We start from the raw sequence: 22,868 nt of genomic DNA, 5'->3' as shown, positions 1-22,868 counted from the left end.
GTACCTTAAATAGATGATTCTACATTGGCTTCAGCCATTACACGTAGAAGTCATTAGTTCCGAAACGAAACGGTTTAAGGCAGACCTCATTGCCAATGTCCTGCAAATTTAAGTTAAAAACTTAAATTCACTCTCCGATTCCTGAAAAACGTTTTAAAACAGCAACAGGAATTTACCAATTCGGAGGTAATGCTATGTGACCAAGTCAATGGGGTCCAGGTTTGTAAACGCATGACTGCGCAACTCGGTTAAGATAAATCCGAGCCTGGAGCTCCACGGCTTACTTACCAACAACACCCCACCGGCAAAAGCCAGCTGAAGATCAATCAATCAATCAATCAATCAATCAATCAATCAATCAATCAATCAATCAATCAATCAATCAATCAATCAATCAATCACAAAAAGGATTCAGGAATGATCCGCTTTCAAACTAATTTTTTACTACTTTGCATAAAAAACGAACGAAGAGCAGCCAGCTAACCCTAAACTGAATTTACTCCCTTTTTGATACTGACTGCCATTAATTGAATTTATAAACTAGTTGAACCATGATTAAGATTGGCTACCAAGGAATGGCTGGCAGTAACTCTGAAAGAGCAGCTAAAAAAATTGCCGAAAAACTAAACCTAACCGATGTCGAACTCATTCCGCTCATCTCGTCAAAAAGTGTTATTGGCATGCTTAAACGCAATGAAATTACCTATGGCGTTGTAGCTGTAAAGAACAGCATTGGCGGAATTGTTGAAGAAACCTACAATGCAATTAAAACCGAATTTATTGATTTAGTGGCCACTGAATTGCTGGACATCCATCACTGCTTATTCACTAAAAGCAGTGACATTCCGTTAACACAAATCAACCAGATTGCTTCGCACCCGCAAGCTCTCAAACAATGCAAAAACAACATCCAGGAAAAATTTGGCGATATTAAACTGAAAGAAGTTGAAGACACAGCCATTTCAGCCAAATACCTGGAAAAAGGAAAACTAGGCCTGGAAACAGCTATCCTATGCAGTAAAGAAGCCGGTGAAAATCACCACCTGTACTTGGTTGCCGAAAACTTTGAAGACAACCGTGACAATGTAACGGAATTCAGGATGTTTAAAAACTCCGAAGACCCTGAAAAAGAAGACATCTCCCTGATTGATCAAATGCTTCACTACTCCTTCACCGATAAAGGCCTTGGAACCTTAAGCAAAGCATTAATGATGGGCGCCATCTTTATCACCCTGTATTTTCAGAAAGACTTTGGCATGTCGAATTTTGAAACGGCCAGTACCATCGGCGGCTTGCTTTCCGGGGTATTCTTGTTCTTAACTTCCTCAAAACTAAAAAACAAGGTTCGGTATCGCTCCATCATCGGACATTGGAAATACAATTCCATTCCGCAAAACAAATCCATCAATGATCTGGATCAAAAATATGAAGTTCCGAGAATTGTCAAAATTGAAGAGATTGACGGCGAATTACTATTCAGTGGCTGGATGTGCGACAATGAAAATGCCCAGCTGTTCTCGAGCCAACGGGTACTAATCTCCGAGTTAGGCAAACGAAACGGGAAATTGATTTACTGGTACAACACCCCATCTGTTATGAGTCGGGAATATGATTTGAACGGCATTGTCACCCTGGGATGGAACATCAACAACCCGGCGTCAAAAATCAATAAGATGTCGGGGTGGTATTTGGGGAAATCAACCAATGAAATCGGATCATTGCACTACACCCGAATTTCAAAAGAAGACTTCAACATTATGAAGAAAAGTGATTACCTCTAAACCGAAACATTCAGCATTAAATACAACACATTTCAGCCTGTGGATAGAGCTAAAAAGGAAGAACGATTCAGGATACTTTACCGATCCCCCGAATGATTCTTTTCAGCTTTTCCGTTTTCTGTGGTCGAATATTTTGTCCGGAGGTTCGATAAGTAATATATTTAGCGCAAAATTTTTCAACGCATTATGAACTACTCCATATTTGACCTCCTCAAACTGCTGGGGTCACTGGGATTCTTCCTGTTTGGCATGAAACTGATGAGCGAATCCCTACAAAAAGTTGCCGGCGATCGCTTGCGAGGAATCCTGTCGGCAATGACTTCGAACCGATTTAAAGGCATATTTACCGGTTTCCTGGTTACGGCCATCATCCAATCATCGTCGGCCACAACGGTGATGCTCGTCAGCTTTGTTAATGCCGGGCTGGTCACTTTTGCCGAATCCATCGGGGTAATCATGGGGTCCAACATTGGAACCACAGTAACCGCCTGGCTCATATCTATTCTAGGCTTTAAAGTTGAAATCAGCATGTTGGTGTTACCGCTAATCGGCATAACCTTCCCACTGCTTTTTTCTAAAAACACCAACCGCAACAACTGGGGAAGCGTCATCATTGGCTTTGCCATTATTTTCATTGGTCTTGATTTTTTAAATCACTCCACACCAGATATCAATAGCAATCCGGAAATACTGCGCTTTTTAACCAACTTCTCCAATTATGGTTATGGCTCTGTTCTAATCTTCCTGTTTATTGGTGTCATCCTGACCATGTTAATCCAGTCATCCAGTGCGGTAATGGCCTTAACCCTGGTGATGTGCTTTAACGGATGGATTGCTTTTGACATGGCAGCAGCTATGGTGCTTGGACAAAACATAGGTACGACCATTACCGCTAACCTGGCCGCTTTGGTAGCCAACACCTCTGCCAAACGAACCGCCACAGCGCACTTATTTTTCAACATGCTTGGTGTATTGTTGCTCTTGCCGGTATTTTTCCCGTTTCTCGACCTGATTAGTTCCATTACCGTGCACAATGGGTTCGATTCCCCTCTGGCAACGGCAGGGCAAACAACCCAGCAAACAGCAGCAGCCATCCCGATCGCCCTTTCCATCTTTCACACCATATTCAACCTGCTGAATACCTTTATTCTTATTTGGTTTGTTAAGCCGCTGGAAAAACTGATTGTGAAAATTGTCAAACAAAAAGAGGACGATGAAGAGTTCCGCCTCCAGTTTATCAGCACCGGGCTTCTGTCTACCATTGATTTATCGATTTTGCAAGCCCGAAAGGAACTGATGGTGTACACCGAGCGAGTTGAAAAAATGTTTTTCCACACCCGGGAACTGCTGCAGACCCATTCGGACAAAAAAATTACGCACTACCAACACAAGATCAAAAAGTACGAAGAAATATCGGATCAGCTTGAAGTTGAAATTGCTGCCTATTTAGCGGAAGTCTCCAAGCAAGAGCTCAGCCACCAGGCCGCAGAAAACATCAACAAAATGCTGCAAATAACCACCCATATTGAAAGTATTGCCGACTCATGTTACTCCATTTCGAAGGCCATCAGCCGTAAAACATCGGGCAAGCTTCAGTTTAACGAAGAAATGTATGGAAACCTGCTCCGCTTTTCCGATCGCATTTCAGAGCTGTTTTGCCTCATGATTGGGGTTGTAAAAGATGCCGAACTCTCCATCGATATTCACGAGGTGAGGACCTTAATGCAGAACATCAAAAAAGATCATGACAAGCTGCAACAGGAGCATTTTAAAAATCTGCGAAAAGGAGGCTACAAAACAAAAGTGGGTGTTATCTACGCCGATATTTACACCGAGCTTTTAAAAATGGGCGTACTGGCCGACGAAGTAGTCAGCCTATTGGTGTATCAGGAAAAACCGGTCGTTGAAAAGATTTACTGATCCGGTAAAGACCCAATCAGTTCTGGAGTCAAACAACAAAATCCAAACTAAAGAGGCAAAGAAAAGCCGTTTCAATGAAACTGAAACGGCTTTTTTTTATAGCATAAATGAAATCTGTTGTTACAAGTGAATGACTTCATCGTAAGCAGCAGCTGCCGCCTCCATAACCGCTTCACTCATGGTTGGGTGCGGATGGATGGTCTTGATGAGTTCATGTCCGGTTATCTCCAGTTTTTTGGCCACAACCAGCTCGGCAATCATCTCGGTAACATTGCCGCCAATCATGTGAGCACCTAACAATTCGCCGTACTTCGCATCAAAAATCAGTTTCACAAAACCATCTTTCTGACCCGCTGCACTGGCTTTTCCACTGGCTGAGTAAGGGAATTTACCAACCTTAATTTCATAACCCGCTTCTTTGGCTTTTTGCTCCGTCATTCCTACCGATGATACTTCGGGGTTGGTGTAGGTACATCCCGGAATGTTTCCGTAATCCACCGGATCCGGATTTTGACCGGCAATCTTTTCTACACAGGTAATTCCCTCGGCTGAGGCTACGTGAGCCAAAGCAGGCCCGTGTACAATATCGCCAATGGCGTAAACACCTTCTACATTGGTGCGGTAATAATCATCAACCTTAATCTTGCCATTTTCGAGCTCAACGCCCAGTTCCTCAAGGCCTATGTTTTCAATATTTGGAGCAATACCCACGGCACTCAAAACGATTTCCGCTTCCAGGCTTTCTTCACCTTTTTTGGTTTTCACCACTACTTTGCAAAGTTTTCCTTTCGTATCAACCGACTCAACCGAAGCATTGGTCATCACCTTCATTTTACTTTTCTTGAAGGAACGCTCTAGAGTTTTGGCAACCTCTTCGTCTTCATTCGGAACCACGGTAGGCATATATTCCACCAAGGTCACTTTGGTACCAATTGTATGGTAGAAATTGGCAAACTCGCTACCAATGGCGCCAGAGCCAACCACAACCATCGACTCGGGTTGCTTCTCTAAAGTCATGGCTTCGCGATAGCCAATAATTTTTTTACCGTCCTGAGTCAGGTTAGGTAACTGACGTGAGCGAGCTCCGGTAGCCAAAATGATGTGCTTGGCCGAAACCGTCGTTTTCGCTCCTTTTTCGTCTTCAACCTCAACCGTGCCTTTTGCTTTCAGGCGGCCGTATCCATTAATTGTTTCAATTTTATTCTTCTTGAAAAGAAACTGAATTCCTTTGCTCATTCCACCAGCCACTTCGCGGCTGCGGTTGACCATAGCTTTAAAATCAGCCTTTACTTCGCCAGAAATACTAACGCCATAATCTGCGGCATGCTTGGCATATTCAAACGCCTGCATACTTTTCAACAAGGATTTAGTAGGGATACATCCCCAGTTGAGGCATACTCCTCCAATATTTTCTTTTTCAACAACACCTACTTTAAAACCTAGCTGGGCAGCCCGGATTGCAGCAACATAACCGCCAGGACCACTTCCTATAACTAATACATCGTAACTCATAATAATTGATTAACTGAATTTGATTGATCGCTAAAAAAAACAGCTCAACGACCAAAAAGTTCTTAAATAAGTGAATACTGTACAACAGTTCCGGCAGTTCCGTCTAATTCGACAGCACGACCATTATTAAAACAAAAAACCGGCACTTGGCCGGTTTCTATTTTAGTTCAGTAATTCATTCAGTTTATCGTGCAGGTCTTTCCCACGCAGGTTCTTGGCAACAATCTTCCCTTCAGGATCAAGCAACACCGAATGAGGAATGGATTGAACGCCATACAGCTGGGCGGCTTCATTTTGCCAGTATTTCAAATCCGAAACATGGGTCCAGCTCAGCTGGTCATCTTCAATCGCTTTCAGCCAAGCCTCTTTTTCACGATCAAGCGAAACGCCCAAAATATCGAATCCTTTATCCTTGAAGTTATTGTAAGCGCTTACCACATTGGGGTTTTCCTGACGACAAGGGCCACACCAGGCAGCCCAAAAATCAATCAAGAGGTATTTTCCACGGAAAGAAGACAAGCTTACCGGATTGCCATCCACATCATTCATCGTAAATTCCGGAGCCTGAACGCCTATGGCCGTCCGGCCTTTTTCTGCCACAAACTCCTTCAGTTGTTTGGTGTAAACCGATGAATCCAGCTCAGCAGGAAATAAATCAACCAACTCCTTTAATTCGGTGTAATCCAGCTGCTGAGCCAGCTGTGTCAACGTAACGAAAGGACCTACAATGGAAGTACTATTCTCTTTAACAAAATTTTTAGCGTAAACCTGCATGTTGTCGTTCGCTGCTTCTGCATCAATTCGGATACGGTCCACCTCGTCTTGGTTACCGGAAGCCATCGCTGCAGAATACTGCTGCTGGTACTCACTCATTTTTTCCTGCATCCGCTGCACTTCATCCAGGTACTCGTTAAACAGATCGGTAATTGGAGAACCGGTAACTTGTGTTCCACGCAAACTATCCGCATTGGCTTCAACAGTAATCGTTTCATTTTCCAGAAAGAACTGAGCAAAATAATCACGCTCTCCTAAACGCAGGTAGTGCAACTCAGGAACGGCAATCGTTCCTTCAAAGGAAAATTTTCCTTCAACAGCGTGGGTGGTATCGGTTGTTACTGGCCGGCCATTTTCGGCCTTAACAAGATAAACAACAGCCGAGTCGAGCCCGGCAACCGTACCATTAACCTGATATTTTGCTGAATTACTTTGACAACCAGCAATAAAAAGCAATAAAAGAACAACTACACCTAAATTTCTCATCCGTTAATATTTTTTTGTTTGATAATATTTATTCAGTAACTCAAAGGCTGCGACAAATGAACTCATTTCCTGCCCCAGCACTTTGTTTTCAAAGCTTGAAGTCAGTTCTTTTAGCTCCTCATTCTGGTAGAAATCAGACTTTAAGTGATCATTAATCGTTTCGTACATCCAAAACTTGGCCTGCTCATTTCTCTTGTGCTGAAAATAGCCATTTTTTTCTACTAAACTGATATATTCCTGAATGGTTTCCCAAATTTTGTCAATTCCGATATGATGAAAGGCGGAACAAGTCAACACTTTAGGCTTCCAACCCGAATCAGTGGGCGGAAACAAATGCAAGGCATTCAAATACTGAATCCGGGCCATTTCGGCTTTATCAACATTATTTCCATCCGCTTTATTAATGGTGATGGCATCGGCCATTTCCATAATTCCCCGCTTGATACCCTGCAATTCATCACCAGCTCCGGCAAGCATCAACAACAAGAAAAAATCGACCATCGAATGCACCATGGTTTCGCTTTGGCCTACGCCCACCGTCTCAATAAAAATGGTATCGAAACCAGCGGCTTCGCACAAAATAATTGTTTCGCGGGTTTTGCGGGCTACGCCCCCCAAAGAGCCTGCCGATGGTGAAGGCCTGATGTAAGCATTGGGATCGGACGACAACTGCTCCATCCGGGTTTTATCGCCCAAAATACTTCCTTTGGAACGCTCACTGCTGGGGTCAATCGCCAACACAGCCAGTTTTCCCCCTTGCTTGGTAATAAATTTCCCCATCGATTCGATAAAGGTACTTTTCCCAACTCCGGGCACGCCGGTAATTCCAATGCGCAAGGACTTTCCGCTATAGGGCAAACATTTGGTGATGATTTCCCGGGCTACTTCCTGGTGTTCTTTTTTGGAACTCTCAACCAAAGTAACCGCCTGACTCAAAGTGGTAATATTTCCGGCTAAAATTCCTTCAACATAATCATCTGCAGTCTTTATTCGTTTGCGTTTATTCTTTAAAAAACGCTGAATAGAATCCTCGTTAAAGGTTTCGGGATGATCAATTCCTTTATTGACTTTCAAGCCTTTATATTCCTTATCGTTTTCAATATGATCGTAATTCTTTTTTATGCTCATGAGAAAAAATTTCTACGAAGGTAAAACTTAGCGTACGAACAAAAAAATAAGCCGCTCCAAAAAATGAAGCGGCTTTCTAATCTTCTTATTTGGCTCTTATCCGGTTACTTTGATGTTGGTGGAAACCCGTAAAATCGTTGTTGGATTTTTCGGGTCATTCGTAATTACGGTTATTGACTTATTCTGCCGTCCCCGTTTTCCTTTCGAACTAAACTTCACCTTCAATGGGACAACTTCATTCTTCGAAATAATTTTTTTCTCAGGAGTAACGGCCGTACAGCCACAAGAGGTTTTCACCCGACGGATGATCAGGTCGCGCTGCCCTTCATTCTTAATATTGAAGGTGTATTCCACTTCATCGCCCTGGTTGATATCGCCAAAATCATGCACTTTTTCGTTGAACGCAACAACTGGAGCATTGGCCAGTTCTTCAGCAGTCAAGGCCGAAAAATCCTCTTCGATAGTCGCCGAAATACCAATAGAATTGCGATAGTTGGACTCCCCGTTGATATTGAGGTAAATGCGGTGCATCATAAAGCCATAAGTATTCAGTTCCTTGGCATCATAAGTAACCACCACTTTCCCTTTGCCTTTGGCCGGAATCGTCTCAGGAACAGCCTTTACTGTCAGGTGTTTTGGAGGAGTTTTAAACGCGAGGCTGACCGGCTCATCGGTATCGTTAATCAGCTCGAGCTCTTCCGTCCTTACTTCATTCTCGGTAATTTTCACAATTGAAATATGGTTGTTTTTGGCACGCAATGGCCCAATTTGACGCGGATACTGCTCTGCCAGCGTTTTCTCACGCTGTTCAACCACTCCTTTAATTCTTAAGATCGTATTGGGTTTTTCGGAATTGGAGGTTACCGATACTGTTTTATTGAAAGGTCCCGGTCTGTTACGAGGGTTATAGCTCACTTTAATAAATCCTTCCTGTCCCGGAGCCACTGGGGCTTTGGTCCACTGGGGCGTGGTGCATCCGCATGCCGCACGGACATTATTTAAAATAAGGGGTGATGCACCATTGTTCACAAATTTAAAATTATAGGTTTGTGAACCATCTTCTTCTTTGAAGGTACCAAAATCATGCTCCAAGGTTTCAAAATCAATTTTAGCCTTTACAGTTTGAGCTTCGCCGGAAGTGCCTGCTACAAATGAGATTAGTACTAAAAAAATGAAAAAATTCTTCATAACCAATTTTTTATATGAGGTGTTTAAATCCAGATCAAAGATAATAATCACGCGCTAACTACGCACAAACAAAGCTATAAAAGCTTCATCCCCAAAGGTGTTAATGCATCACTAACTTTTGTTAATAAGTTGTTAACAGCAAGTTGCTTTTCAAAAGAATAAGTAGTTTCGTAGTAGTCAATTGAGTATGTTACAACCATGGGAAGAAACACCTTAAGATACGTCATCATTTTAGCCACTTTTTCCGTTTTGGGAATTATCCTGATTCAGTTTTTTTTCTTACGAAACACGGTCAACCTGAATGAAAAAAAGTTTCACGAAGCAACCACCAAAGCCTTGAATGTGGTGGCTCAAAAACTGGTTTCCTACAACCAGCAGGTTCATGGATCAACCCAAAAAGTAGACCTCCCCAATGCGGTGGACCAAATTTCCAACAACTATTACGTGGTGAATGTCAACGAAGATATTCATCCGGGATTGCTGGAGCATTTCCTTGTTCAGGAGTTTAAGAACCACAACCTGAATGTGGATTTTGAATATGCCATTTACGATTGCGAAAACGAGAAGATGGTGTATGGCAAGCACCTCACCGAAAATAATGATACGTTGACTCAAATCTACCCGACCAGCAAGCAATCAGACGATTGTCTGGCGGAAGAACGGCTGTTTGAACAACATTATAAAGCGCAGACAGCCAAGCTTGATTGTGGTCTGCCGGTTTGCGAAAAATACACCTACTACTTTGGGGTATACTTTCCCAGCCGGTCAAAATACTACAGCAGCCAGGTACATGCATGGTATGTCGTCAACGGCTTTTTGCTCATCATCATTTTGTTTTTTGGCTACACCTTGTACGTCATTTTTAAGCAGCGGCAGTTAAGCGAAATTCAGAAAAACTTCATCAATAACCTGACGCACGAGTTTCGAACCCCCATTGCTTCGATTGACCTTTCGTCCAAGGTTCTTGCTGATCCTAAAATTATTGAGCACCCCCAACGGCTAAAGGACTACAGCCAGATTATAGCCGAACAAACCCAACGCTTATCAGCACAGGTTGACAAGGTATTGCAAATGGCCAGTATCGAAAAGCAACAGCTTCAGCTGGACCTGGAGTCAGTTGAATTAAACCATTTCATTCAGAAAAGCATTGCTGATTTTAAAACCAGTCAAAACGGGAATCAGTATCGCATTACTTTCCGCAGCGAATTGGAGGAGGCCACGGTAGAAGCCGACCCCTTGCATTTTTCAAATGTTATTTTCAACATTCTGGACAATGCAATTAAGTATTGCGACGAGGATCCCAAAATTGAGGTCCGAATCAGTCAATCCAAAAAAGGGTTTCAAATTGAAATTGCCGATAACGGAATTGGAATCGCCAAGGAATACCGCAAAGAGATCTTCAATCGGTTCTATCGGATTCCAACAGGCGACATCCACAACGTAAAGGGATTTGGGCTGGGACTTGATTATGTCAATAAAATCACCACCCGCCATCACTGGCGCATTGAAGTCTCTGATAATTCACCAAAAGGAAGTATATTTACCATTACGATTCCGAAAAAGAAAGCTTAAAACATGCCTTTTCTCCGGAAATCAGGTATTCAAAATTAAACACAGAACACTAATTATTTCACCGTATTGTACTATGGAACTTACCGGGAAAAAAATTCTGTTGGTTGAAGACGACAAAACCCTCAACTTTATCATACGCGACAACCTGGAAGAAGCGGGTTACGAAGTAACTTCAGCCGAAAATGGCGAAGAAGCCTTTGCAACCTATGCACAAAACTCCTTCGACCTATGTCTGCTGGATGTCATGTTACCCAAACTGGATGGATTCTCGCTGGCGAAAAAAATTCGGGAAAAGGATCAGTCCATTCCCATTTTGTTTTTGACTGCCAAAGCCATGACTGAGGATAAAATTAACGGGTTTAACATTGGTGGCGATGACTACATTACCAAGCCTTTTAGCATGGAAGAACTCTTGCTGCGCATCAAAGTTTTTCTAAAACGAAGCCATACCGACACCCTCGAATCTGAAGAACAAAACAACTACCAGGTCGGCCACTTCAACTTTTTGTTTGATCACCTGACCCTTCAGTACGGCAACGAAAAACGCACCCTGACTTATAAGGAAGCAGAATTGCTGAAGTATTTCTGCGAGCATGCCAACTCGGTCCTAAGCCGATCAGACATTCTCAAAAATGTATGGGGATCGGATGATTACTACCTGGGCCGAAGCCTGGACGTGTTTATTTCGCGCTTACGCAAGTACCTTAAAAGTGATTCCAACATTAAAATCATCAACCTGCACGGCATTGGCTTTCGCTTCAATGCACCGGTTGAAAAGAAATAAGCAGACCTTTACCAAATAAGAATGGGCTGCAAACAAAAAATCCCGGCTAAAAAGCCGGGATTCCTGTTTTATATCAGTCACTTATTTTTACATCAATTCGTATTCATCGCCAAAAGCAACTCCCATTTTCCGGGCTTTCATAATTAGCGGATTATCCGCTTCAACCAGGCTCAGCTTACCCCCAACTTCTTCCAGCGGAACTGTAGTCAGCAAGTTATTGCGCACGGCAACCATCGAACCAAAGTTCCCCTCGGCGATGCACTGGGCCGCAAACGAACCATAGCGGGTAGCCAATATCCGGTCCATCGGGCTGGGGCTTCCTCCGCGCTGCACGTAGCCTAGCACTGTTTCGCGGGTTTCAATCCCAGTAAAAGTATGAATGGCCTCGCCAACATGCGCTGCGGCTGATACTTTTTTGGGATGATCGATCCCTTCAGCAACAACCACAATGGAGTAAGGCTTATTGCTTTGGTAGCGCTGTTCTATTTTTTTACAAATCGAACGGATATTATACTCCACTTCCGGAATCAGAATGATGTCGCCTCCGCCAGCCATTCCGGCATACAAGGCAATCCATCCGGCATGGTGTCCCATCACTTCAATAATCATAACCCGTTGGTGCGAGTTGGCCGTGGTATGCAGTCGGTCGATGGCCTCGGTGGCAATCTGCACAGCCGAGTCAAAACCGAAAGTTACATCTGTCCCCCACACATCGTTGTCAATGGTTTTGGGGATACCTACTACATTCAGACCTTCTTGCTGCAGGCGCGCAGCGGTTTTCATCGTTCCATTGCCCCCAATACAAACAACAGCATCCAAACCCAATTCCTGGTAATGCTGTTTGATTAATTCCGGCTTATCATTTTCACCATCTTTCACCACTTTGTAAGGTTTCTCGCGGGATGTTCCCAAAATGGTTCCTCCCAAAGTAAGAATACCGGAAAGATGCGACTCTTTAAGTTCAACAAAATCCTTTTCAATCAGACCCGAAAATCCAGCGGTAAATCCAATGACCTCCATGCCGTAGTCGACAATTGCTGTTTTCCCAACTCCTCTAATAGCAGCATTTAGTCCCGGGCAATCTCCCCCGGCTGTTAAAATTCCTATTCGCTTTGGCTTTTGAGTACTCATATGCTATCTAATTTTGAATATTACCACAAGGATGTGGCCGGTTTAAATATCAATCTAAATTACTAAAAGAAATTCGCTTTTTTTCAAAAAAATTCACTTTCATTCCTTCGGCTAAGCTGGAAAGCCTGACCGTCAGGAATGAATGCCAACTCCGGGACAGGCTCATTTTTCCATGCCTACCCAACATCAAAACACCGTCACTAAAAATCGGTTCACTCATCCTTTTCCGGTATCCTTTTATTCCGATAAAATCCACGAATCCAGCCTGCAGCCCCCACGGAATTTGCCAAGTTTTTTATTAAATTCGTAGCATCATTTTAATTCTTTATAATTTAAATCGATAACCTAAAATTTAATTTACCTATGAGACGAGTTTATTTGCTACTATTTGCCACTGTACTTGCATTTGCGACCGCTTGCAACACAGGAACTAAAAAAGCAGAAGATGCGAAAGAAGAAAAATCGGTCCAAGTGGAAGAGCCTGCCGCCGATAATACCTTAACAGCTGCTGAAAAAGAAGCCGGCTGGGTGCTTCTTTTTGACGGAAAAACATCCGAAGGCTGGCGTGGAGTCAACAAAGACCACTTCCCTACCGGATGGCAAATTGTTGATGGCACCCTGATGTGCAAAGGTTCAGGAGAAGGTGAAGCTGGAGCTGAGGATGGTGGTGACATCCTTTTCGACAAAAAATTCAAAAACTTTCAACTGAAACTGGACTGGAAAATTTCAGAAGGTGGAAACTCCGGAATTTTCTACCTAGGCGAAGAAGTTGAAGATTGGCCAATTTATAAAACAGCTCCTGAAATGCAGATTCTGGACAACGAACGTCATCCGGACGCCATGCTGGGAAAAGATGGTAACCGCCAGGCAGGTTCATTGTACGACCTGATTCCCGCCAAACCACAGAACGCCAAGCCTGCCGGAGGGTGGAACAGTGTTGAAATCATTTGCTACCAAGGCACAGTTGTTCACAAGCAAAACGGCGAAGTGGTTGTTGAATATCACTTGTGGACCGATGACTGGAAAGCCCTGGTTGCTGACAGTAAATTTCCAGGCCTGAACGAAAACTGGGCGGATGTGCCTAAAGAAGGTTACATTGCTTTGCAAGACCACGGAAACGATGTTTGGTTTAAAAACATCAAAATCAAAGAATTGTAAAATTGCTTCTCGAAGCAGATACCAGAGGGTTGCAGTTGCAACCCTCTTTTGTTTTTCATACATTCATCCACAGCTTTCGCCACGAACGAATGCGTTAATATTATTCAAAACAAATACAGAACAAGCTATATGAAGACCATCGGACTTGTTGGAGGAATCAATTGGGCATCAAGCATGGAATACTACCGCCTGATTAACCTTTTCATGAATGAAAAAAAGGGCGGCTTGCACGCAGCTCGTGTCATTATCTATTCGTTGAACTTTGGAGAAATTGATGCCATGCGCCAAAAAAAAGACCAGCTATCCATCATGCTGACTCTAAAACATGCCGCGCTAAAACTGGAAGCCAGTGGTGCCGACTGCATCCTAATAGCGTCTAACACGATGCACCAATTTGCAGAAGATATTCAGCAAGCCCTTCGGATTCCGCTGCTTCACATCGGCGAGGCAACTGCCACTCAGGCCAGCCAGTCAGCCTATAAAAAAGTTGGCTTGCTGGGCACCAAATCAATCATGGAGCTTCCTTTTTACAAAGAGAAACTCACCGAACAAGCCATTGAGACACTGGTTCCGGAAGAGGACGATCAGAATTTCATCCAGCAGTGCATTAGTTCCGAATTGGTTTTTAATCAAATCAATTCCGAGAGTAAAAACCGTTTTCTACAAATCATTCGGCAACTGCAGGAAAAAGGCGCTGAAGCCATTATTTTAGGGTGTACTGAAATTCCACTTCTTGTTCAACAGGAAGACTGCGACATTCCATTATTGAACACCATTGAAATTCATGCACGCACAGCCGTTGAGTTTGCCCTTTAATCCGACACACCCATGTCTTCTGAACAGTTTACCCGAATTGCTTTTGAAACCATGCAGGCCCGCTTTCTGGAAGTACTGCTCAACTTAGGCTTTCCGGAACAAAAAGCAGCAAACTGTGCTTCCATTTTTGCCAACAACAGCCTTGATGGCATTTACTCCCATGGAGTCAACCGGTTTCCTCGTTTTGTGGAATACACCCGGAAGGGCTACATCAAACCAGAAATGGAAGCCAAATGCAAAAACCGGCTTGGAGCCATTGAACAGTGGGACGGCCAATTGGGGCCGGGACCGAGTAACGCGCTTCAGGCTACCGAACGAGCCATGGAACTAGCCCAGGAGCAAGGCCTGGGGCTCGTAGCTCTGGCCAACACCAACCACTGGATGCGCGGTGGATACTATGGCTGGCAAGCGGCCCGCCAAGGGTTCGCCTTTATGGGCTGGGCCAACACCATCGCCAACCTTCCGGCCTGGGGAGCCCGCGAATGCAAACTGGGCAACAATCCATTGGTCTTTGCCCTTCCCTATCAAGACGAAGCAATCGTGCTGGACATGGCGATGTCGCAATTTTCATACGGCAAATTGGAAAACATGCAACAGTTGGGACATCAGCTCTCTGTTCCCGGCGGATTCAATCGCAACAATGAACTCAGCACCCAGCCGCAGGAGATTATTGAAACGGGCCGGCCATTGCCCATTGGCTATTGGAAAGGCGCGGGCTTATCGCTCATGCTGGACTTATTTGCAAGCATCCTTTCTGCGGGTTTATCAACTTCCGCACTCACCCAACAACACCAGGAAGAATATGGGGTGTCGCAGGTTTTTATCGCCATAAACCTAAAACAGCTGTCTAACTTTCCGGCCATTCAACAAAGCCTGCAAGCGGTGCTGGATGATTTTCATTCCGCCGAAAAAGTGGCCCCGGAAATGACCTTACGCTATCCCGGACAACGGGTCATTCAAACGCGTGCTGAGAACCGCAGGCTGGGCATACCGGTACATGCTGATGTTTGGCAACAAATTCTTGACTTCTAAACCAGTCTCAAGGGCAAGCAAAAAAAAGCCCGGAGCATTCGCTGTCCGGGCCTAAAAATATTATTGATTATTCTGAGGAGCAGCCCAACTATTCATATTGCTGAACAATGGTACCCACCATACGAAGCAAAGCGGTATGCGTATCAATAAAATTGTAAATCGCTTGCAGCTCCTGCAGCGAAGTATTCAGATAAATCAGCTGCACATCGCGAAAATTGAACGAATTAATGGCACCGCTTTCAAACTTCTCCCGGGCAATCTGAAAGTTCAGCTTAGCCGCTTCCATATTTTCACGGGCCACAGAAAGCAACTCCTGCCGAACCAGGTAAAACTCGTACAGATTTGCCAGTTTGTTATCCAGTTCATGCTTCATTTGCTCCAGCTCAACCAAGCCGTTTTCCTCCTCCAGCCGGGCTATCTGAAGAGCCCTTTTCCGGTTGCCTCCGCTAAACAAGTTGTAGCTCAGCGTAAAGTTGCCATACATGTTATTGACATTGTTCCATGAAATTCCACTGTTCTCAAAGTCATTGCCGGTACGGGTATGCGTAGCGCCCCCCGCAAAAGACAGCGTTGGGTAGTATGAACTTTTAGCCGATAAAATAGCATTCTCCAAGAGGTTTTGATTGATGTATTGATTTTTCAAACTTTTATTATTGGCCACCATTTGAGCCTGCAAGTCAGCCAACACATAAGATACCGGCATCGCCTGAAACTCATCATTCAACTCGTACGAAGCCCCACTGTCATCAGCCATTAAAAAAGCCAGATCGCGCAAGGCATTCTTGTAAAATACCTGCTGAGAGAGGTAACTTGTTTTATCCGTCAGGTAGGCATTTTGGGCCTGAAGCACCTCAAAAGTCACTGCCGAACCAAGTTCTTTTCGCTGCTGAATCCGCTGATATCGGTCTTCCGACAACAACATCACTTCGTTCAGCACATTCAGCCGCTCTTTTTCGAGCAAGGCAGCATAGTACGCCAGCACCACCGACTGGATCGTCCCCTCCACCATGATCGCGGTATTCTGCTTCGACAGCTCCTCCAGTTCGGCGAACCGTTGTTTTGTAATCTTCACAGCAAAACCATCAAAAAGCGTCCAGTTCAGGTTCACCCCACCTGAAAACCGATTTTGAATAAAGTCTTCATTGGCATTATCATTCAAGGCATAATCCGCCCCTAACGACACGCCAATATAAGGATAGCGGCCGGCTGCTCCCCAACTGTTATTGATCGATGCAATCTGCTGTTGTTGCTTCACCAAAGTGATATCGTAATTATTTTCAAGCGATCGTTTGATGGCTTCTTCCAGACTCAGGCTTGGTTGAGCCTTTAAACTCAGGCTTGCCAGTATTAGTAAGAAAAAAACTTTTAGTTGTTTCATAAACACATTCCTATCGTTAACGCAACTTACAAAGTGCTTTTAGTTTGATTTTTTGTCATTCACTCCTTGCCCATCTTCCAGTTTTCTTAAACTGTGGAGGTAAGCAATTTCAACTTCTTCGGGTTCAAATTTACGCCCCTGCCATAACTGCCGGACAACACGCCGAACGTCATTCAAGATCATGATCAGCGCCGGGAAGAACAACAGGATGAACAAGGTTCCGAAGGCAACACCATACACCAGCGAAATAGCCATGGGAATCAGAAATTGCGCCTGAAAACTCTTTTCCAGAACCAATGGAAATAATCCGAATGAAGTGGTCAGCGTTGTTAAAATGATGGGACGAAGACGATTTTTACCGGACTCAACAATTGCCTCGCGCACTTTCTTGCCCGATTCAATAAGCGAATTGTACTTGGCCAGAAATACAACGGCATCGTTCACAATCACCCCGGTAAGTGCAACGATTCCCCACAAACTCAAAATTGAAACAGGCTTTCCATGAATACCGTGGCCCCAAATAGATCCGAGTACCGCCAAAGGAATCATAATTAAAATCAACAAGGGTTGTTCAAACGACTTGAAGTTGATCATCAGAATAAAGACAATCATCAAAAAGGCCAAGGGGAAATAAATAACCATGTCCGACATGTTTCGCTGACTTTCTTTTTGCTGCCCCTGATACTCCACCCGAATACCTGAATGCAGGGCCAGCAATTCCGGCATGATGCCCTGCTCAATTTGCGCCAGAATTTCGGTTACGGAGGCATCCGGATCAACCAATTCAGCACTAACCCGGATTTCGCGTTTTCCATTGAAACGTTGAATGTTAACCGGACCACGTTCCAGGTTATAATCAACCAGCTCGGCCAAAGGATAATCGCCCGCAACCGTTTTTATTTTCATGCGTTCCATTTGGCCCAGGGTTGTCCGGTCTTCCCTTGGGTAACGCACCCAAATCCGCAATTCATCGCGCCCTTCCTGAATCCGCTGAGCCTGCCCACCGTAAAACCCTTGGCGCACCTGACTGGCAATGGAAGACTCGGTCAGGCCAAGCATGTAAGCAATCGGCTTCAGTTTTAACCGAACCTCTTGTTTTCCCAAGGCATTGTTATCCACCACATCTTTCAGTTGGGGCATCTCCTCGAGTTTCTCCATCAGGAAATCGCGCCCCGATTCCAACTCTTCAATGTTGCGCGAAAGCAAACTTATGGAAACCGGATCGCCAAACCGTCCGCGAGCACCAATGGTAAATTTCTCTGCCTCCAAGACAGACCCGACCTTCTCGTTCACCCGGTTGATTATTTCATAGGTACTGATACCGGTTTCTTCCGAGTTCCGTGGGAAAACATTGATATTTCCGGCATGTGCCCCCGATTCCTGCCCATCAAAAGCAACTCCCATATTCACAAAGGCATTGTCAATAATATCAACGGTATCGTTGTATTCTTTTTTCAACTCCTCGTTCACTTCCCAAACAGCTTGTTCAAAGCGCGTCAGGTAAGCCATCGTTTGCGCTTCTCCCTGCCCGGGGGTGAAGGCGATATTAATGTTGAATGAATCGAACTCCATGCGTGGGAAGAAGGTGGTTTTAATAATTTGCCCACCAATCAGTCCGGCCGTTATTAAAACCATGGCCAGCGGAACACCAATAACGACATACCGCCACTGCACAATCAGCTTCAATACGCGATCATAGGCATAGTCGCGCAACCAATTAAACATTCTCTCGGTATACTTCCGGAATCCCTTTGTTCGCGAATCCATGCTTCGTTTACTCAAAACATGCTCATTTCCCAAGTGAGCCGGCAGCACCAGAAAAGCTTCAAAAAGCGAAAAGAACAAACTGGCGCACACAATGAAAGCCATTTCATGCATCATTTCCATCCTTCCGGTAATGAAAAACAAAGGAGAAAACGCAATAATGGTTGTGGTAATCGAAGTAAGCACAGCAGGAATCACCTCCACTGTTCCATCAATGGCTGCACGCATGGGGCTTTTCCCCATCTCGAAATGCTGGAAAATATTTTCACCGATCACAATCCCGTCATCCACCAAAATTCCGATTACCAGAATCATTCCAAAAAGCGAGATCATATTGATGGTTACTCCCATCAGGTTGGCCACAATAAACATGGCCAGAAAAGAAGCCGGAATTCCCCAGGCTACCCACAAGGCCAGTCGTGTACTGAGCATAAATGCCAGCGCCAAAACTACCAGAAACAGCCCCTGCAAACCATTGGTGTATAGCAAGTCCAAACGACTATGCAGCAACTCGAGGAACGAAAATGTCACCCCTACTTCGACTCCCGGATGCCTGGCGTTAAATTCTTCCACGTATTGATGGACATACTCATCAATATCTTCCAGGTCTTCTACAATCAATTTTGAGATACTGATGGTCACCACCGGTTTTCCCTTACGCAAACTTTTGGTGGGCACATCGGCAAATTTCTTTTTCACCTCAGCCACATCGCGAATCCGGATGATGCTTCCATCCATATTCGCCCGCAGGACGATGTCTCCAATTTTATTGGGGTCAGCACTTCGGGATCGCAGACGAATGATCAATTCTTCCTGCATGGACCGGATCTCTCCCCCTGAAACATCCCGGTTATTTTGCGAAATGGCATTTTCCAGGTCGGTAAAAGTAATGCCATAACGCAGCAGATCATGTTCGGTCGCTTCCACGGAAATTTCCAACTGCGGAAATCCATAAATATCCACCTGACTCACTCTTCCTGAAGCCAGCAACTCTTCTTCAACCTGTTGCGCGTATTCCTTCAGAGTCATCAGGTCCACCTCGCCACTCATGCGCAGAAACAGGGCCCGCGAGGTAGTTCGTTGTTTGAAAACAATGGGGCGCTCGGCAGCCGAAGGAAATGAAGAAATTCCATCCACCGCATTCTTCACCTCAATTAAGGTTTCATCAATGTCGATGTCACCCGTAATTTCAATTTGCACCCGTGCCGAATTTTCCGAAGAAGTTGAAGTGATTTCATAAATTCCGGGAATTCCTCTTACAGCTTCTTCAATACGCGAAGTAACCCCTTCTTCCATTTCCACCGGAGAAGCCCCCGGATAAAAAACCGATACGTAGATATTTTTAGAAGGCCTTTCCGGGAAGAAAGACTTTTTCATCGTATACATGCTTAACCCGCCAATTACCAGCAAGAAAACCAAAATCAGGTTCGCATAGAACGGAAATCGCACAAACGTTTCAACTGCCTTTCTCATCCTTGTTCTTTTTCGTTGGTGTATTTCCACTTACCTGTGCTTCGAGTATTTCTACCGGCGTGCGCTCTTTAACATTGATCAAGGCCTCCTGAACCACGTAGGTTCCTTCGTCCAGTCCATCAAAAATTAAGGTCGAGGTATTTACTTTAATGATATTAATTTGCTGTTTCTGCAAATAACCGTCAACAACGGTAAACACTGTATTGGTATTGAACACCGCACTGCGGGGAATCTCCATGGCCCCCTCAATTAAATACCCCGGAAACTCAACCGACAAAAACTCGCCGGCAAGCAATTCAACATCGGGTTGGGGAGTAACTTTAACAAACACACTGCGCGACTGCGAATTCTGATCGACAAACGCCGCCTTACGCACAACTGTTCCTTCCAAATTTTTGTGCTGTCCGGTAATCACCTTCACCCGGTCGCCCAGTTTTATCCATTTCGAAAAGCCATTTTCAACAGGAACTTCCAGCTCCAGCATATCGGTGCGAATCATTTTAGCAATTTGCCCCCCAGTGTTCACATACGCTCCTACTTCGTGGTTCACCTGTGTAAATGTGCCGTTAAAAGGAGCATACATGGAGTGACGTTCCAAACGTTTTTCATCCTGACGGATGCTGTAGAAATCATTCAGAATCCCCTGACTCGCCAAAAAAACCTTCAGTTTCTCGTCGTCATAAGCCGGCATGTCCGGTAGCTCCTTATTCAAATCAATCCGATTGAAGAAATCCTGAAAGGCTTGGTAACTGTCCGGAAAGTCAATTTTTAGATCGGGCAAAATATTGGTCAGGCTTTTCAAAAAAACACTTTTTTTACTTTTCAGGGCCAGCTCCATTTCATCTTTGTAAATACTGGCCAAATGCTGCCCTTTTTTAAACGAAGCCCCTTTTTTCAGGCTAACTGCTCCGGCTTCAATTTTCCCGGCTGCTTCAGCTACCAGCAACACCTCATTGCCGGCAATCACCCCACCCAAGGCAGTAACTCCCGAAACGATATCCTCATAAACAACCTGCTTGGCTGAAACATAGCGCTTCACATCAGCTGCGGGCCCTTGTTTGGGTTCGGGTTTCATCGAAATAAATAGTTTTGACAAAGCCGCCGATCCTCCCAGGAGAACAATCAGGGCAATGACAACAAACGTTATTTTTCTCCAATTCATGCGATTTTATTGATAGGTTAATGTTAGTATGATATCCGTAATACAAAGAATCTATTTGGTCCGACAGAAAATTATATGTGCAAAGCCAGCCCAACGAGCGAAAACTCGTCCAAAACAAAACGTCCCGCACAAGGCATCAAGCTATGTACCAGCACAAATCCGCTGCAAAATATAAAATCATGAATTAAAGTCTGTACTTTAAAAAGACTTTATTTTCAGAAAACGGGATCTTTTGTCATATAATAACCTAAGACCTGATTTTTTGTTGATCGTTTAATTGGGTTAACAAAATCGTATTGTTCTCCAAACGAGCTACAATATCCGATGATAATCCCAATGCCTCACCCAATTAAATGTAAATATTTCTAAACAGAAGAAAAAAGTTGATGGCCTTGCACATTCACTTACGAAATTTAAAAACAACGAATATTTCACTCCCGCTCTTCGGGATTTGTGCTAATGTAATACAAAGCAGCTGGATCGGATTTGCAATCCGATCCCTTATAATCCAGGATTTGTAATCCTGTTAACCCAACAGTCCTTCTCATACAAATTCAATTTTGACCACCCCTTCCTCACCTGCATCATCCCTTGCTGAACTGTGCAAATAATCTTCCGGCCTCCCAACAATTATTCCGGGCACGTAAACAAATCAATCCACTCTACAACCGTTAACGTCAGGTAGTAAGTATATCCCAGTGATATTTTATTGTGGATTCCCATGAATGGATGAAAGTACAATTTTTTGGGTTTATATGGATTGCAAATCGATTGTTAAAAAAGGACCGGATTGCAAATCCGGTCCAGCCAATGAGAGCTTCCGATATATCCTGAAGAGCAGGGTTTCTTTAGATTATTTGGCAAGAGCTTCAGAAAAGCAACTAAACAAAGAGATGGTTAAACGGATTGAAGATGTTGATAAAATGAAGCCTGACGACAAAAAAATGATTTACACCTTTCTGGATGCATTCATCACTAAAACTAAATTGCAAACATTATTATAAAGAAAAAGCCCGAGCAATCGGGCTTTAATTTTATACTATCCAAGAAAACTTTTACCTCCCATTATATTTTGCATAATCAACCCATACAATATAGGTATAAGCAACGAAATCACAAGATACAGAACTATTAAAAATCCGTTTTTCCCCCTTTGCTTAAGATTTTCATCTTTCCATATCTTTCTATATTCACGATATTTCTTTGACTTTACATATTTGCTCCAGTTTATTATTGGAATTAAAATGATAATAGGTAAGAACCAATACTTATTGAAATTTTCGGGAATCGGGTATTCCCAAACAATTCTAACTAAAAGGAAAAAATCAAGTATCGTAAAAAATTGAATAAGAGAAACTATTAAAGAACTTGTTACCTCGGCTGCGGAATCTTTTTTTCTCTTATAAAAATCACACACTCTATAGAATATATAATCAAACAACTTCATTATTAATAAATTTACCATGGTTTATAAGAATCATTTGGGTCTGTAAAATTACTTTGAATCGACTCACCAATAGTTCTGCCGCTATGTGCTTGCCAACCAATATTTCCCACAAAATATAATCCAGAGACAGCCCACCAAACCCAGAGATAAAAGCGACTCCCCCCATCACTAGGTCTAAGCTATTACTCACGTTAACTCCATTCACAGCCATATCAACTCCAGACAATGCAACACCCCGCTCTTCGGGATTTGTGCTAATGTAATACAAAGCAGCTGGATTGGATTTGCAATCCGATCTCTTATAATCCAGGATTTGTAATCCTGTTAACCCAACAGTCCTTCTCATACAAATTCAATTTTGA

Annotated in this window: 19 protein-coding genes and 1 riboswitch; of the genes, 8 read left to right on the top strand and 11 right to left on the bottom strand. The window is 43.8% G+C overall.

Going from position 1 to position 22,868, the window contains the following annotated elements; translation table 11 throughout:
- Positions 1 to 37 precede the first annotated feature (37 nt).
- A riboswitch (Fluoride riboswitch) is annotated at positions 38 to 103 on the bottom strand.
- A gap of 89 nt (positions 104 to 192) precedes the next feature.
- Positions 193 to 330 carry a hypothetical protein gene (locus Q1A18_RS16970; RefSeq protein WP_299583448.1) on the bottom strand — a complete coding sequence of 46 codons (138 nt, stop codon included), beginning with the start codon at positions 328 to 330 and terminating at the stop codon, positions 193 to 195.
- Between the two features lie 221 nt (positions 331 to 551).
- Here Q1A18_RS16970 and Q1A18_RS16965 point away from each other — a divergent pair, with 221 nt between their 5' ends.
- Together Q1A18_RS16965 and Q1A18_RS16960 are read left to right on the top strand one after the other, a co-directional pair.
- Positions 552 to 1,781, top strand: a complete 1,230-nt coding sequence (locus tag Q1A18_RS16965) for a prephenate dehydratase domain-containing protein (RefSeq protein ID WP_299583446.1) — start codon at positions 552 to 554, stop codon at positions 1,779 to 1,781.
- Positions 1,782 to 1,967: 186 nt separating this feature from the next.
- Complete coding sequence (locus tag Q1A18_RS16960) at positions 1,968 to 3,701, top strand: Na/Pi cotransporter family protein (protein ID WP_299583443.1); 1,734 nt, start codon at positions 1,968 to 1,970, stop codon at positions 3,699 to 3,701.
- Between the two features lie 120 nt (positions 3,702 to 3,821).
- Here the strand turns inward: Q1A18_RS16960 and lpdA are convergent, their stop codons facing one another.
- From lpdA to Q1A18_RS16940, 4 genes are all read right to left on the bottom strand, one after another.
- Positions 3,822 to 5,213 (bottom strand): dihydrolipoyl dehydrogenase, encoded by a 1,392-nt coding sequence (gene lpdA, locus Q1A18_RS16955; protein ID WP_299583440.1) that lies wholly within the window; start codon positions 5,211 to 5,213, stop codon positions 3,822 to 3,824.
- Between the two features lie 162 nt (positions 5,214 to 5,375).
- Positions 5,376 to 6,473 (bottom strand): TlpA disulfide reductase family protein, encoded by a 1,098-nt coding sequence (locus tag Q1A18_RS16950; protein ID WP_299583437.1) that lies wholly within the window; start codon positions 6,471 to 6,473, stop codon positions 5,376 to 5,378.
- Positions 6,474 to 6,476: 3 nt separating this feature from the next.
- Complete coding sequence (gene meaB / locus Q1A18_RS16945) at positions 6,477 to 7,601, bottom strand: methylmalonyl Co-A mutase-associated GTPase MeaB (protein WP_299583434.1); 1,125 nt, start codon at positions 7,599 to 7,601, stop codon at positions 6,477 to 6,479.
- A 96-nt stretch (positions 7,602 to 7,697) separates the two neighbouring features.
- Entirely contained in the window at positions 7,698 to 8,789 is a 1,092-nt protein-coding gene (locus Q1A18_RS16940; protein ID WP_299583431.1) for a DUF1573 domain-containing protein, read from the bottom strand.
- 198 nt (positions 8,790 to 8,987) lie between these two features.
- On the opposite strand from Q1A18_RS16940, the gene Q1A18_RS16935 reads away from it, so the two are divergent.
- On the top strand, positions 8,988 to 10,361 hold the full coding sequence (locus Q1A18_RS16935; protein WP_299583428.1) for a HAMP domain-containing sensor histidine kinase: 1,374 nt from the start codon (positions 8,988 to 8,990) through the stop codon (positions 10,359 to 10,361).
- Between the two features lie 73 nt (positions 10,362 to 10,434).
- Positions 10,435 to 11,145: a response regulator transcription factor gene (locus tag Q1A18_RS16930; protein WP_299583425.1), complete on the top strand. Its 711-nt coding sequence runs from the start codon at positions 10,435 to 10,437 to the stop codon at positions 11,143 to 11,145.
- Positions 11,146 to 11,232: 87 nt separating this feature from the next.
- On the opposite strand, the gene Q1A18_RS16925 is transcribed toward Q1A18_RS16930, so the two are convergent.
- Positions 11,233 to 12,276 carry an ATP-dependent 6-phosphofructokinase gene (locus Q1A18_RS16925; protein WP_299583422.1) on the bottom strand — a complete coding sequence of 348 codons (1,044 nt, stop codon included), beginning with the start codon at positions 12,274 to 12,276 and terminating at the stop codon, positions 11,233 to 11,235.
- A 363-nt stretch (positions 12,277 to 12,639) separates the two neighbouring features.
- On the opposite strand from Q1A18_RS16925, the gene Q1A18_RS16920 reads away from it, so the two are divergent.
- The 3 genes from Q1A18_RS16920 (at position 12,640) to yiaK (ending at position 15,282) form a co-directional block, all read left to right on the top strand.
- Positions 12,640 to 13,434, top strand: a complete 795-nt coding sequence (locus Q1A18_RS16920; protein ID WP_299583418.1) for a DUF1080 domain-containing protein — start codon at positions 12,640 to 12,642, stop codon at positions 13,432 to 13,434.
- Between the two features lie 129 nt (positions 13,435 to 13,563).
- The gene (locus tag Q1A18_RS16915; RefSeq protein WP_299583415.1) at positions 13,564 to 14,250 is read left to right on the top strand and encodes an amino acid racemase; all 687 of its coding nucleotides are present in this window, start codon (positions 13,564 to 13,566) and stop codon (positions 14,248 to 14,250) included.
- A gap of 12 nt (positions 14,251 to 14,262) precedes the next feature.
- Positions 14,263 to 15,282, top strand: a complete 1,020-nt coding sequence (gene yiaK, locus Q1A18_RS16910) for a 3-dehydro-L-gulonate 2-dehydrogenase (RefSeq protein ID WP_299583412.1) — start codon at positions 14,263 to 14,265, stop codon at positions 15,280 to 15,282.
- 88 nt (positions 15,283 to 15,370) lie between these two features.
- On the opposite strand, the gene Q1A18_RS16905 is transcribed toward yiaK, so the two are convergent.
- From Q1A18_RS16905 to Q1A18_RS16895, 3 genes are read right to left on the bottom strand one after another with little or no spacing between them, the layout of a single operon-like run.
- Entirely contained in the window at positions 15,371 to 16,660 is a 1,290-nt protein-coding gene (locus tag Q1A18_RS16905) for a TolC family protein (RefSeq protein ID WP_299583409.1), read from the bottom strand.
- Between the two features lie 39 nt (positions 16,661 to 16,699).
- Entirely contained in the window at positions 16,700 to 19,897 is a 3,198-nt protein-coding gene (locus Q1A18_RS16900) for an efflux RND transporter permease subunit (RefSeq protein ID WP_299583406.1), read from the bottom strand.
- A complete protein-coding gene (locus Q1A18_RS16895; RefSeq protein WP_299583403.1) occupies positions 19,881 to 21,059 on the bottom strand; it encodes an HlyD family efflux transporter periplasmic adaptor subunit in 1,179 nt (392 codons plus the stop codon). The genes Q1A18_RS16900 and Q1A18_RS16895 overlap by 17 nt, the downstream gene beginning before the upstream one ends.
- A 725-nt stretch (positions 21,060 to 21,784) precedes the next feature.
- On the opposite strand from Q1A18_RS16895, the gene Q1A18_RS16890 reads away from it, so the two are divergent.
- Complete coding sequence (locus Q1A18_RS16890; protein ID WP_299583401.1) at positions 21,785 to 22,063, top strand: hypothetical protein; 279 nt, start codon at positions 21,785 to 21,787, stop codon at positions 22,061 to 22,063.
- Between the two features lie 35 nt (positions 22,064 to 22,098).
- Here Q1A18_RS16890 and Q1A18_RS16885 read toward each other — a convergent pair whose 3' ends face one another.
- Both Q1A18_RS16885 and Q1A18_RS16880 read right to left on the bottom strand, forming a co-directional pair.
- Entirely contained in the window at positions 22,099 to 22,506 is a 408-nt protein-coding gene (locus Q1A18_RS16885; RefSeq protein WP_299583398.1) for a hypothetical protein, read from the bottom strand.
- Positions 22,493 to 22,852 (bottom strand): hypothetical protein, encoded by a 360-nt coding sequence (locus Q1A18_RS16880; RefSeq protein ID WP_299583395.1) that lies wholly within the window; start codon positions 22,850 to 22,852, stop codon positions 22,493 to 22,495. Before Q1A18_RS16880 ends, Q1A18_RS16885 begins: the two co-directional genes overlap by 14 nt.
- Between the last annotated feature and the right edge of the window lie 16 nt (positions 22,853 to 22,868).

The sequence above is a fragment of the uncultured Sunxiuqinia sp. genome (assembly GCF_947495665.1).
Classification (GTDB): Bacteria; Bacteroidota; Bacteroidia; order Bacteroidales; family Prolixibacteraceae; genus Sunxiuqinia; species Sunxiuqinia rutila.
This window is presented reverse-complemented; position numbering and strand designations above follow the sequence as displayed.